This window comes from Kosakonia sp. CCTCC M2018092 (assembly GCF_003864115.1).
Lineage (GTDB): Bacteria > Pseudomonadota > Gammaproteobacteria > Enterobacterales > Enterobacteriaceae > Kosakonia > Kosakonia cowanii.
Map to the genome: position 1 here is coordinate 1,005,057 of NZ_CP034225.1, position 12,329 is coordinate 1,017,385.

15 protein-coding genes are annotated in these 12,329 nt (G+C 56.0%); 5 read left to right on the forward strand and 10 right to left on the reverse strand.

What is annotated here, in order from left to right; all coding sequences use genetic code 11:
- Window positions 1-177: a hypothetical protein gene (locus EH164_RS22560; protein ID WP_164483602.1), complete on the forward strand. Its 177-nt coding sequence runs from the start codon at window positions 1-3 to the stop codon at window positions 175-177.
- 61 nt (window positions 178-238) lie between these two features.
- Here the strand turns inward: EH164_RS22560 and nrdF are convergent, their stop codons facing one another.
- The 5 genes from nrdF to EH164_RS04730 all read right to left on the reverse strand — a co-directional run bounded on the left by nrdF (window position 239) and on the right by EH164_RS04730 (window position 4,558).
- Complete coding sequence (gene nrdF / locus EH164_RS04710) at window positions 239-1,201, reverse strand: class 1b ribonucleoside-diphosphate reductase subunit beta (protein WP_023480656.1); 963 nt, start codon at window positions 1,199-1,201, stop codon at window positions 239-241.
- Between the two features lie 10 nt (window positions 1,202-1,211).
- Complete coding sequence (gene nrdE / locus EH164_RS04715) at window positions 1,212-3,356, reverse strand: class 1b ribonucleoside-diphosphate reductase subunit alpha (protein WP_124967461.1); 2,145 nt, start codon at window positions 3,354-3,356, stop codon at window positions 1,212-1,214.
- Window positions 3,329-3,739 carry a class Ib ribonucleoside-diphosphate reductase assembly flavoprotein NrdI gene (gene nrdI, locus EH164_RS04720; RefSeq protein WP_124967462.1) on the reverse strand — a complete coding sequence of 137 codons (411 nt, stop codon included), beginning with the start codon at window positions 3,737-3,739 and terminating at the stop codon, window positions 3,329-3,331. Before nrdI ends, nrdE begins: the two co-directional genes overlap by 28 nt.
- Window positions 3,736-3,966 (reverse strand): glutaredoxin-like protein NrdH, encoded by a 231-nt coding sequence (gene nrdH, locus EH164_RS04725; protein ID WP_042712550.1) that lies wholly within the window; start codon window positions 3,964-3,966, stop codon window positions 3,736-3,738. Before nrdH ends, nrdI begins: the two co-directional genes overlap by 4 nt.
- Window positions 3,967-4,231: 265 nt before the next feature.
- Window positions 4,232-4,558, reverse strand: a complete 327-nt coding sequence (locus EH164_RS04730) for a DUF883 domain-containing protein (RefSeq protein WP_124967463.1) — start codon at window positions 4,556-4,558, stop codon at window positions 4,232-4,234.
- Window positions 4,559-4,719: 161 nt separating this feature from the next.
- Here EH164_RS04730 and EH164_RS04735 point away from each other — a divergent pair, with 161 nt between their 5' ends.
- A complete protein-coding gene (locus EH164_RS04735; RefSeq protein WP_023480645.1) occupies window positions 4,720-5,064 on the forward strand; it encodes a DUF2002 family protein in 345 nt (114 codons plus the stop codon).
- A gap of 13 nt (window positions 5,065-5,077) precedes the next feature.
- Here the strand turns inward: EH164_RS04735 and alaE are convergent, their stop codons facing one another.
- Together alaE and EH164_RS04745 are read right to left on the reverse strand one after the other, a co-directional pair.
- The gene (gene alaE / locus EH164_RS04740) at window positions 5,078-5,527 is read right to left on the reverse strand and encodes an L-alanine exporter AlaE (RefSeq protein WP_124967464.1); all 450 of its coding nucleotides are present in this window, start codon (window positions 5,525-5,527) and stop codon (window positions 5,078-5,080) included.
- A 418-nt stretch (window positions 5,528-5,945) separates the two neighbouring features.
- On the reverse strand, window positions 5,946-6,125 hold the full coding sequence (locus EH164_RS04745; protein WP_023480566.1) for a hypothetical protein: 180 nt from the start codon (window positions 6,123-6,125) through the stop codon (window positions 5,946-5,948).
- A 179-nt stretch (window positions 6,126-6,304) separates the two neighbouring features.
- On the opposite strand from EH164_RS04745, the gene EH164_RS04750 reads away from it, so the two are divergent.
- Together EH164_RS04750 and EH164_RS04755 are read left to right on the forward strand one after the other, a co-directional pair.
- Window positions 6,305-6,463, forward strand: coding sequence for a YqaE/Pmp3 family membrane protein (locus EH164_RS04750; protein WP_023480545.1), 159 nt, complete (start codon window positions 6,305-6,307; stop codon window positions 6,461-6,463).
- Window positions 6,464-6,583: 120 nt separating this feature from the next.
- Window positions 6,584-7,450 (forward strand): hypothetical protein, encoded by an 867-nt coding sequence (locus tag EH164_RS04755; RefSeq protein ID WP_124967465.1) that lies wholly within the window; start codon window positions 6,584-6,586, stop codon window positions 7,448-7,450.
- On the opposite strand, the gene EH164_RS04760 is transcribed toward EH164_RS04755, so the two are convergent.
- Window positions 7,447-8,049 carry a short chain dehydrogenase gene (locus EH164_RS04760; RefSeq protein WP_124967466.1) on the reverse strand — a complete coding sequence of 201 codons (603 nt, stop codon included), beginning with the start codon at window positions 8,047-8,049 and terminating at the stop codon, window positions 7,447-7,449. The two genes, EH164_RS04755 and EH164_RS04760, sit on opposite strands and share 4 nt — an antisense overlap.
- A 100-nt stretch (window positions 8,050-8,149) precedes the next feature.
- On the opposite strand from EH164_RS04760, the gene EH164_RS04765 reads away from it, so the two are divergent.
- The gene (locus EH164_RS04765) at window positions 8,150-9,046 is read left to right on the forward strand and encodes a LysR family transcriptional regulator (protein WP_124967467.1); all 897 of its coding nucleotides are present in this window, start codon (window positions 8,150-8,152) and stop codon (window positions 9,044-9,046) included.
- Window positions 9,047-9,079: 33 nt separating this feature from the next.
- Here EH164_RS04765 and EH164_RS04770 read toward each other — a convergent pair whose 3' ends face one another.
- Window positions 9,080-10,744 (reverse strand): methyl-accepting chemotaxis protein, encoded by a 1,665-nt coding sequence (locus tag EH164_RS04770; protein ID WP_124967468.1) that lies wholly within the window; start codon window positions 10,742-10,744, stop codon window positions 9,080-9,082.
- 113 nt (window positions 10,745-10,857) lie between these two features.
- Complete coding sequence (locus tag EH164_RS04775; protein ID WP_124967469.1) at window positions 10,858-12,282, reverse strand: DNA cytosine methyltransferase; 1,425 nt, start codon at window positions 12,280-12,282, stop codon at window positions 10,858-10,860.
- Window positions 12,283-12,329: the final 47 nt, after the last annotated feature.

Sequence of the window (12,329 nt, forward strand, 5' to 3'; positions counted from 1 at the left end):
ATGCAGTCAAATGGCATTATTTCCCATGATATAAGGGCTGGCGTGGGTAATCATTTTTTCGAATTGCACAGAAAAATTAGCCTGAATGGAGATGATTTTGCGGAATATGAACAAACCATGACAGTGCAGACCGCCATAGTTATTTTGCTAAGAATCAGCTTAGATGCGGCGGAATAAATAGTGGTGAATTAAAAAACGGGGGGATATTCTCCTCCCGCAGCGCGAGAGGAGAGAATATTTAAAAGTTCCAGTCTTCGTCTTCCGTTTCGACGGCTTTACCCATCACATACGACGAGCCGGAGCCGGAGAAAAAGTCGTGGTTTTCGTCGGCATTGGGCGACAGCGCCGACAATATCGCCGGGTTGACGTCCGCCATCTCCGGCGGGAAGAGCGCCTCATACCCGAGGTTCATCAGCGCCTTGTTCGCGTTGTAACAGAGAAATGCTTTCACCTCTTCGGCCCAGCCGCTGTCGGCATAGAGATCGTCGGTGTAAGCAAGCTCGTTATCGTAGAGCTCCATCAGCAGATCGAGGGCGAAAGCTTTCAGCGACTCGCGCTCGGCCTCGCTCACTTTCTCTAACCCTTTCTGATACTTATAACCGATGTAGTAACCGTGCACCGCTTCATCGCGGATGATGAGACGAATCAGGTCGGCGGTGTTGGTCAGCTTACCGCGGCTTGACCAGTACATCGGCAGCCAGAAGCCGGAGTAGAAGAGAAACGACTCCAGAAAGACGCTGGCGATCTTCTTCTTCAGCGGATCGTCAGCGCGGTAATGGCCCAGCACAATCTGCGCTTTGCGTTGCAGGGCGCTGTTCTCTTCGCTCCAGGCGTACGCGGCATCGACATCGCGCGTCTGGCAGAGCGTTGAAAATATGGAGCTGTACGAGCGGGCGTGCACCGCCTCCATAAAGCTGATGTTGGAGAGCACCGCCTCTTCATGGGGCGTGGCGGCATCCGGCATCAACGCCGGTGCGCCGACGGTGTTCTGAATGGTGTCGAGTAGCGTCAGCCCGGTAAACACGCGGATCGTCAGCTGCTGCTCGGCCGGGCTTAAGCTCTGCCAGGCCGGAATATCGTTCGACAGCGGTACTTTTTCCGGCAGCCAAAAGTTGCTGGTCAGCCGGTTCCACACTTCGAGGTCTTTATCATCCTGGATTTTGTTCCAGTTCACCGCGCTGACGCGGGAGAGTGGGTTCATCGTGTTTTCCTCATAGCGCACAGGAGACGCAGCCCTGGATTTCGGTACCTTCCAGCGCAAGCTGGCGCAGGCGGATGTAGTAGAGCGTCTTAATGCCCTTTTTCCAGGCGTAAATTTGCGCCCGGTTGATGTCGCGCGTGGTGGCGGTATCTTTGAAAAAGAGCGTCAGTGACAGGCCCTGATCGACATGGCGCGTCGCTTCGGCGTAGGTATCAATGATCTTCTCCGGCCCAATCTCATAGGCATCTTCATACAGGGCCAGGTTCTCATTGGTCATAAACGGGGCAGGGTAGTAAACGCGCCCGGTTTTGCCCTCTTTACGGATCTCAATCTTCGACACAATCGGGTGAATACTCGATGTCGCATGGTTGATATAGGAGATCGACCCGGTCGGCGGCACCGCCTGCAAATTCTGGTTATAGATGCCGTAACGCATCACCTCTTCGCGTAGTTGTTGCCACATCTCGCGCGTCGGGATGGTGATATTGGCGCGGGCAAACAGCGCGCGCACTTTATCGGTTTTCGGCTGCCAGTCGCCTTCAAGATAGCGGTCAAAGTACTCACCGCTGGCGTAGCGAGAGGCGGGGAAACCGGCAAAGGTCTGGCCGCGCTCGCGGGCGAGCATCATCGAGGTATTCAACGCATGCCAGGTGATGGTGTAGAAGTAGAAGTTGGTGAAATCGAGTCCTTCCGGGCTGCCGTAGGCAATGCCTTCGCGCGCCAGGTAGCCGTGCAGGTTCATCTGCCCCAGCCCAATCGCATGGGAGGCGGCGTTGCCCGCTTCTACCGACGGCACCGAGCGGATATGGCTCATATCGGAGACGGCGGTTAAACCGCGGATCGCCGTCTCAACGGTACGGCCGAAATCGGGCGAATCCATGGTGTGGGCAATGTTCAGCGAGCCGAGATTACAGGAGATATCATGCCCGGTTTCGGCGTAATCGAGGTTGTCATCAAAGGTTGAGGCGCTGTTAACCTGCAAAATCTCCGAGCAGAGGTTGCTCATATTGATGCGCCCGGCAATCGGGTTGGCGCGGTTAACCGTATCTTCAAACATGATGTAAGGGTAGCCGGACTCAAACTGGATCTCCGCTAGCGTCTGGAAGAAGTCGCGCGCATTAATCCAGCTTTTGCGCACCCGCTCGTCGGCAACCAGCTGGCCGTAGTTTTCGCTGATCGCCATATCGCCAAACGGCTTGCCATACAGACGTTCCACATCGTAGGGGGAGAAGAGCGCCATCTGCGCGTTCTCTTTTGCCAGCTGGAAGGTGATATCCGGGATCACCACGCCTAATGACAGAGTTTTGATGCGGATCTTCTCATCGGCGTTTTCGCGCTTGGTATCCAGAAAACGCAGAATATCGGGATGATGTGCATGCAGATAGACCGCCCCCGCGCCCTGGCGTGCGCCAAGCTGATTGGCATAGGAAAAGGCATCTTCCAGCATCTTCATCACCGGGATCACGCCGGAAGACTGGTTTTCAATGCGTTTGATCGGCGCACCTGCTTCGCGCAGATTCGAGAGCAAAAAGGCCACGCCGCCGCCGCGTTTGGAGAGTTGCAGGGCGGAGTTCACCGCGCGGCCAATTGATTCCATATTGTCTTCAATACGCAGCAGGAAACAGGAGACCAGTTCGCCGCGCTGCTTTTTACCGCAGTTGAGGAAGGTCGGCGTAGCGGGCTGGAAGCGGGCAGAGAGGATCTCCTCCACCAACTCCTGCGCCAGCGCGGTGTCGCCCTGCGCCAGCGTTAAGGCCACCATGCAGGCGCGATCTTCAAAATCCTCCAGATAGCGTTTGCCATCAAAGGTTTTCAGCGTGTAGCTGGTGTAGAACTTCCAGGCGCCGAGGAAGGTCTGGAAGCGGAAACCGCGCGCCTTCGCTTTCGCCAGCAGATCGATGACAAACGCCCGCTCATAGCGCGCGAGCACGCTCTCATCGTAATAATTTTCCGCCACCAGCCAGCTAAGGCGCTCATCCTGGCTCGCAAAGTGAACGCTGTTGGGGCGAACGTGGTGCGCCATAAACGCCTCCACCGCCTGGTGGTCTTTTTCAAACTGAATGCGGCCATTGCGATCGTAAAGATTGAGCATGGCATTCAGGGCATGGAAATCGGGCGTGCTCTGCATCACGCGCGCTGCGGTTGTCGTTGCCAAAATTCGCTTACTCCTGTTCGCACGTTGATGATGTCCTGCGCAGTCCCCATCAATTCAAACCGATAGAGATAGGGCACCGCGCACTTCTGCGCGATCACATCGCCCGCGCGGCAAAATGCATCGCCAAAGCTGCGATTGCCGGCGGCGATCACGCCGCGAATCAACGCCCGATTATGCGGATCGTTCAAAAAGCGGATCACCTGGCGCGGCACAGCGCCTGCCGTGCCGCCGCCGCCATAGCTGGGAACCACCAAAATATAGGGTTCGTCTACCTGAATGCGCTCACGCTCGTTAAGTGGAATGCGCACCGCCGGCAGCCCAAGACGCTCAATAAAGCGATGGGTGTTTTCCGAGCTGCTGGAGAAGTAGACGAGCGTGCTCATGCGGCTGCGCTGAGACGATTAATCATATCCGGGCGGAAGCCGGACCACTTTGTCTCGCCTGCAACCACCACCGGCAGCTGGCGAAAACCCATCGCGCGCAGCTGGTCTGCGGCATCCGGTACGTGATCAATGTTCACCATCTCAAACTCAAAACCGCGGCTCTCCATCGCCCGTTTTGTGGCGTGGCACTGAACACAATCATCTCGAGTGTAAATAGTAATGCGCATGATTTGTATTTCCGTTAAAAGTAATAGAGCGGCGCGATAAGTCGCGTCAGTTAGTGTATGGAGTACAAGAAGAGATACTAGATGTAGTTATAAATTTTATCAACCATACAATATATGGGAAAAAGACACAGGCCGTGCCCAGGGAAGTGGCTGAATGGGTAAGGGCGAAATGTCGCCGCGTATTGTAAAGCGGGGTGGAAAAAGGACAAAGAAAAACCCCTGCCATCCGGCAGGATGGGCAGAGGTTTCAGATTATTTGTATAAATTAACGACGGAAGCTGAGCAGCGCACCGACAAAAATACCGACGGCAGCAGCAGCGCCTACGCTGCACCACGGACGGTCTTTCACAAAGCTATCGGCACAGCCAACGGCGTCACGTGCTGCTTGTTGCACACGGTTGCGACCATGCATGCGGGCGCGAGTCTCTTTCAGCAGCGCCTGCGCTTTACGGCGCGCAGATTCGCCTTCCTCTTTCGCGTCGCTGCCCCAGGATTTAAGCAACTCTTCCAGGCTATCAGCTAACTGGTTGACATCATTATTGATATCTTCAACACCTTCATCTACTTCACGGCGTGTGGGTCTGTTTAACATAGTAGCCTCCCTTTTTTTGGTGTGCTTTTAAGCGTAGACCATAATTTTACAGGCCAAACGGCAAACGCCCTTTTACGCGCAGTTTGTGGAATTTTCTGAGTCACTGACCATGCTCAGTACTGTAAGGTTGCGAAGCAGTTGAGAGATGATGAGGAAAATCTATGTATTTACGACCCGATGAAGTGGCGCGCGTGCTGGAGAATGTCGGCTTTACGATGGATGTGGCGACCAACAAAGCGTACGGTTATCGCCGTGGCGAAAACTATGTTTATGTTAACCGTGAAGCTCGTATGGGCCGCACGGCGCTGATTATCCATCCAACCCTGAAAGAGCGCAGTTCATCGCTGGCCGATCCCGCATCGGACATTAAGTTGTGCGATCACTACCACAATTTCCCGCTCTACCTGGGCGGTCATGAACAGGATCATTACGGCATTCCGCATGGTTTCAGTTCGCGTATGGCGCTTGAGCGCTTCCTGACTGGCCTGTTCGGCGAACAGCACTAATCGAGAGCTGCCATCAGGCTTTCGCCTGGTGGTAATGACTCACCCGGAAGAGACGGCGGCAGTAGTCGAGGAAATAGCCGTACACCGCACCCATCAACATCGATATCACGATATTTGAACTGACCGCCGCCATAATCTGCTGCCAGTCCGCCCCTACCGACCACAAAATCGCCACATACACCGGCGACTGAAAAGTGACATACGCCAGCACATCCGCCAGATTTTTCATCCAGCCTGCGGGGCTTATGCGGCGCGCATAGTGCATAAAGAGATCGCGATAGAAGCCATAAGGCCAGGCAATAATAATGTTAACCGGGATCGCTACCAGACGAGAGGAAAGGGACTGCTCAAAGCTCATTCCGGAGAGGAATATTTCAATCACCATGTTCACTACTGAACAGTAGACCACCATCGCGAAAGTGTCCGCAGCGGCGTGGCGCAGGCGAGACTGCGAAGAGAACATGATGAAGCTCCTTGAAAATGATGGCGCAATGAAGATGCTTAGCGTTTTAAAACGGACTTATTTACGCGCATAGCGTATCTGTCTGATTTAAAAGTCACAACTAGCTATTAATTTTTATTTTTGACTGCCGCCTGGATAAAGTGCTCTGCAACTGCTGCAATTTTATGCATTGCCCTATTATTGTTGGAGCAGTGTATGAAAGCTTTAATTTTCATTGTGTTACATGTTTTCATTGCAGGGCGTAGCGGTCAACGCAGCGCGCTATGCTTTGGCGAAGAGTGAAAAGCGTTGAGGCAGTATGTTTTATGCTAATAAGGCGTTTATAGCAGCATAAGATGCGGTCTGGAAGGAGAGGGGTTTTACGCATCAGGAGAGGAGATTTATGCAGGTACGCGGCGGGCGAGCCCACCGCAATAACTCAGCAGACGCCAAAGTCACCCTCTTCTTTATAGAGCGCGACATCTTCGGCTTTAAGCGTCAGCTTATCCGCCTGTTCGTCGTGAGTGGGCACCACAATAAGCTGGTCCTCATGCACTTCGAGCACTTTGAGTTTTGGTCCGCCAATGCGCGGTTGAACGATATCGCCTACAGAAAACATGCGTCTCTCCTTTGTAACGAGGTTGTAAAAGTAAACATAGACTGAACGACGAGCGTGGTACAGCGTAAAAGAGGGTAAACCTCTTGATGGCAGACTGGCACACTGGCATGTAGCGGCTACGCTTAAACAGATTGTGTAAATTATCAATCACCTGGAATTTACTTTGCACAGGAGGCTCTATGGGCTTTTGGCGTATTGTCATTACGATTCTTCTTCCGCCGCTGGGCGTGCTGCTCGGGAAAGGCTTAGGCCTGGCGTTTCTTCTTAACATTCTGCTCACGCTGCTGGGTTATATCCCGGGCCTGATCCACGCCTTCTGGGTGCAATCCCGCGACTGATTCCACCGGGGCGGTTCTCCGCCCCATGCCGATCGAGTGCACATTTTTTCGCCAAAACCTTAAAGAGAATAGTGATGACGTCGATAAATATCACGTTAGCAATCACTCTAAGGAAGCGAAATGAGCATTCAGGAAGTTGGTGCCACTGCGGCATCGCAGTCGCAATACGAAGTGCGTGCGTCAAAAACGATGACGTTTGGTGGCAAAGAGATTGTCACCGAGAGTTCAATCTCTCTCTCCATCTCTGAAGAAGCGCTGGCGCGCGGAGCAGAGAGCCAGCCAAAACCCACCAAAGAGCAGAGCGAAAAGGTCGCCCGCGAGATGGCTACCCTTCGCAATAGCGATATGGCCTCGTATGCACGCGGACCGAGCCTTGCCAGCGCCTTCTATGGCGACCCGGCGACCGCCAACGACGCGGTAAGCTTTATCGACTTTTTTCAGCACTCCACCATCAATGCCGATGACATGGCTACAGCGCTGCACCAGGCGTTGACCTCGCCGCAAGGCAGCGGTGATGAGACCACCCTCGGCATGGATGTCGCGATGACCCAGGCGAAACTCAATTATGTGGTGGATAAGTTTGTCTCTGCGGATTACCAGCAGCAGGCACGCGATTTCGTCGCCGGGTTTGTGGCAAAGAAAGGCGAGCAGGCGGATCAGACTAACCGCGAGGTGCTGACCCAGTCGGCGGCGCTGGCGCAAAGCATGGGCGACACCGCTCAGGCGAAACAGAGCCAGCAGGCGATCGAACAGCTCGATGCCGGAACCCACTCCTCACAGACGGACCGCAAGGCGATGCTGGCGATCACCGCCAATGCTGGCGACAGTAAGAGCTGGTTTGCGCAGATGAATCAGCGGGTGGAAAACAGCGGTTCGCTGCCGTTTATCACCGCGCTTGAGAAAAACCACATCGGCGCATTACAGCAGCAGTGGTCGCAGTTCACCACCCTGCTGAAACCGGCGGGCGACGAAAGCCAGCGCGCTTAATACCCGACGGTAAAGGTGCGGCCTGTCTGCACGCCGTGAACACTGCGTCGATAGGCCAGCGCAGCGCGCGCGGCAGGCACACTTTCAAACCCCGGGAAGAAGGCGCCATATTTTTCAACGGATTCGCTCAGCACCGTCGGGCTGACGACGTTAATGCGTAAGCCGCGCGGTAGCTCACACGCCGCTGCACGCACAAACCCTTCCAGTGCTGCATTGACCGCGGTAGCGTTCACCCCCTGCGCAATGGGTTCACTGCCGATAATGCCGCTGGTCAACGTGATCGAGCCGCCATCATTGAGATAGTGCTGACCTATAAGCGACAGCCGAACCTGCCCCAGTAGTTTGTCGTTAAGGCCGGAAGCAAAATCCTCTGCGCGCATCGCCGTTAGCGGGCCGAAAAAGAGTGAGCCGGTGGTGGCGATAATCGCGTCAACGCGTCCGGTCTGCGCAAACAGCGCCTCGACACTCTCATCACGCGTTAAATCGACCTGTAGATCGCCATGCGTTAACCCGACGCTTATCACCTCGTTATCTTGACCCAGCTCGGCCACCACTGCGCGGCCAAGGGTGCCGGTAGCACCTATTACGATAATCTTCATTTCAACTCTCCTTCAGTGTGCGGAGTGGTCATTTTTTCGCTAATCATTGATAAGATAAATGCTCTTAATGTTTATTCATTCCTAACTAATGGTTTGCACTATGGATAAGCTGCGCAGCATGGCGGTGTTTGTCGCCGTGGTAGAGGCGGGGTCCTTTACCCAGGCCGCCGCCAGGCTGGAGATCTCGGCGGTGATGGTCGGGAAATACATTGCTCAACTCGAAAACAGCCTGGCGACACGGCTGCTGGCGCGCAACACCCGACGCCAGAGCCTGACGGATGCCGGTCGCGTCTTCTATGAGGAGGCGCGGCGGGTGCTGGAGCAGGTGCATATTGCCGAAACCTCGGTCGAGCGGCTGCGCGCAGCACCTGCCGGTACGCTGCGCGTCAGCGCCTCAACTACCTTTGGCGGCTGCGTTATCGCGCCCATTACTGCCACTTTTCTCACGGCGTGGCCGCAGGTGCGGGTCGATCTCGATTTGAGTAATCGCAGCGTTGATCTGCTGGAGGAGGGGTTCGATCTGGCGATCCGTATCGGCGCGGTGAACAGTGAGGATGTGGTGGTAAAACCGCTCTGCCTCTACCGGATGGTGATCTGCGCCGCGCCTGCTTATCTGGCGCGTTATGGCGAGCCATCCTCACCGGAGGCACTGCGCGATCATCGCTGTCTGTCGAACGGAGTGTGGAACCGGCGCAATGAGTGGAAACTGCCGGGCGAAGCGGGAGAGATGAGCTGGCAGCGCGATCCGGTACTGCGCTGTAATGACGGGCAGGGGTTACGGATGGCGGCGATTGCCGGAGCGGGGCTGCTGTTGCAGCCTGAAATCCTGGTGCGCGAGGAGCTGGCAAACGGCACGCTGGTGCGCATCATGCAGCCCTTCACGCCCAGGCCGCGGCCGGTGAATCTGGTTTATCGCCAGGACAGCCGACCGCTCCCGAAATTGACGCGGTATATCGAACACTTACATCACGAGATTACGCAATGGGTGGCAGCGTAACCCGCGCGACAGCTTCATCGCGCGGGATGGCTGTCAGAAGGTTTCCCAGTTGCCGTCACCGCTGCCGGTGCTGGCGGTAGCCACCGGACGCAGCGGCGCGGCGCTCGGTTTACCCGGTTTGGCGTTCAGCAGCGCGCTGTGCCCGTTGACGCGAAACACAGCAACGGCCTGACGCAGCTGCTCGGCCTGCTCTTCAAGTGCGGCGGACGCGGCGGCGGACTCCTGCACCAGCGAGGCGTTCTGCTGCGTCACGCTATCCATCTGCGACACGGCCAGGCTCACCTGCTCAATACCTTTGCTCTGCTCATCGGATGCCGAAGCGATCTCGCCCATAATATCCGTCACGCGGGTAACGGCATTGACGATCTCTTTCATCGTATCGCCCGCTTCCGCCACCAGCGTGGTGCCTGAGTTGACGCGGTTTACGGAGTTTTCAATCAGCGTTTTGATCTCTTTTGCCGCCTGCGCGCTGCGGCTTGCCAGCGTGCGCACTTCGCCTGCGACCACGGCGAAGCCACGGCCCTGTTCGCCCGCGCGCGCCGCTTCCACGGCGGCGTTCAGTGCCAGGATATTGGTCTGGAAGGCAATGCCATCAATCACGCTAGTAATATGGGCGATCTGCTGGGAACTATCAGAGATCTCGCTCATCGTGCGCACCACATTGCTCACTACCTGGCCGCCGCGCGCCGCGGTGTCAGACGCGGTTTTTGCCAGCTGCGACGCCTGACGGGCGTTATCGGTGTTCTGTTTCACCGTTGCAGTCAGCTGCTCCATGCTGGCAGCGGTCTCTTCCAGCGACGCCGCCTGCTGCTCGGTGCGCGAGGAGAGATCGTTATTGCCGGTCGAAATTTCGCTGGCCCCGGTATAGATCGAATCTGAACTGTTGCGCACCGCGCTGACGGTTTTCACCAGCGAAGATTGCATCTCATGCAGACCGGCCGCCAGCTGGCTCATCTCGTTACGTCCTTGCGCCGCAATGGACTGTGTCAAATCGCCACCGGCAATGGCGCGAATATGGTTCATCACGCTGTGCAGCGGGCGTAACAGCAGGTGTTGCAGACCGAGCCAGATCATCACCATCACCGCAATCACCACCAGCAGAATCACCCCCAGCGTCCACTGCATGCTGGTAAAGCTGTGCTGGTTTTGCTGCGCGGCTGCCTGCAAGAAGGTGTTGTTTTCGGTACGCCACTTGGCGTAGCTGGCATCCATATCATCCTGCGCCTGCTGCGCATCCAGGTTGCCATAGGCTTCATAATTGTTGGCGCGCAGGAAGGCGATCGACTGCTGCAACACATCGTGCATCTTAGTGATCTTTTGCGCGACGTCGTCCGCCAGTACGCTATCCTGCCCGGCGACGCGCGGTGTGCTTTTATAGTTATTGAAATAGGTTTCAGATTTCTGCAGGGAATCGGTTGCGGTGTTGAGCAACTTTTCGATGCTGGCAAGAGAAGCCGGATCGCGCTGGTTTTTCAGAAAGCGAATCGCCACGCGGGTGACGGTAACGCGGGTTTTGATCAGCGTATTCACGCTGTCGCCAAGGTTTTCTTGCTGCGCATTCAGCACGCCGGTGTTCTGGAAATTCACCCGGTCGTTATTGACCGCCGAGTAAAAAAGACCCCCGGTGACCAGTTGAAGAAGGCAAAATACCGAAAGGGCGATAATAATGCCGGTGATAACACGTATGTTTTTGAGCATGGCCATAGTCCGTAAGAGAGTCGGGATTGCTCAAGAATTATCGACCTGGCCTGGCTTAACTTTACGATCGCTTATCAAACACTTCACTCAGGCCGAGTGAAGTGTATTCTGCGTCACAGATTGCTCTTCTCTTTGCGCCGTTTCACCGCCAGATCGATGCGCGGCGCCAGCAGTTTTGCCACCGCGGCAAAGACCGGCACCACCACAGAGTTGCCGAACTGGCGGTACGCCTGGGTGTCGGAAACGGGGATGCGAAACGGCTTCTCGCCCACTTTCTCAAAGCCCATTAGCCGGGCGCATTCGCGCGGCGTCAGGCGACGCGGGCGGCGCGCCTGGTTTTCAGCATGGGTAAAGTCCGCCTCGCCCAGCGCTTTATCCCAGCCGCGATCGATAAGAATTTCCGAACCATCTTTGTGATAGCGCGCCGACAGCGTGCGCGCCACGCTGGCGGCATTAGCCGGATCGACCAGCCCGAAACCGAAACCGTTGCCTTTGGCGGCGTGCTTCTTCGCATAGCGATAGAGGTAATCCCACAGCTTAGGCGAGAGCACATATTTGCTGTCGACGGTCGGCTCCAGCAGTTCGCCAAAGGTCGGGCGCTGCTGCGGATAGAGGCGGTCGATATCGCGCAGCGTAAAACCGTCGGCGAGATCGAGGTCGCGGCGAAAACCGACCAGCACAATGCGCTCGCGGTGCTGCGGCAGAAAGTGTTTGCCGTCGATAATCTTCGGATCGTTCTTGCCCGAGGCCTCCGCGTCGGCGACGTCATAGCCCAGCTCATCAAGCGTATTCATGATCACGCTGAAGGTTTTGCCTTTGTCGTGGCTCTTGAGGTTTTTCACGTTCTCCAGCACGAAAATCGCCGGGCGGCGGGCTTTGATAATCCGCGCGACGTCGAAAAAGAGCGTTCCCTGCGCTTCGCACTCAAAGCCATGCGCCCGCCCGAGGGCGTTCTTCTTACTGACGCCCGCAAGGCTAAAGGGCTGGCAGGGGAAACCGGCTAATAACACATCGTGTTCAGGAATATGCTGCGCGATATGGGCGTAAGCCTGCGCTTCAGAGATGGCGGGATTGCCGCTCAGCGTCACTTCGCGGATATCCTGATTAAAGGTGTGCGTGGCGCTGTCGTTATACCAGTTGGCTTTATAGGTGCGCACCGCGTTTTTGTTCCACTCGCTGGTAAAGACGCACTGCCCGCCAATCGCCTCAAAGCCGCTGCGGATGCCGCCGATACCGGCAAAGAGATCGATAAAGCGAAAACGGTAATCGGGATGGTGCGCGGGCGGGGAGGGCAACAGCTCGCGCAGCAGCTTCTCTTCGGTGGCGGTAAGGGTTTTCGCCGCGCCTTTGCCATTAACCCAGCGGTTGAGCGCTTCGCGGCTCCACTCCGATTTGCCCGCTTTTTTTAACTGCTCAGCCACATACTTTTGACCATAGATGTCGAGTACCTGGTTGAGCAGGGCACGATCCCGCGCCTGTTGCTGCAAAGCCTCTGCCTGCGCCAGCTCTTCCTGCGCGAGTGAATCAAATTCCGCCATGGCGTCTCCTTGGGTTTAGGCCGGGAAATATATCACTCATTTGACCC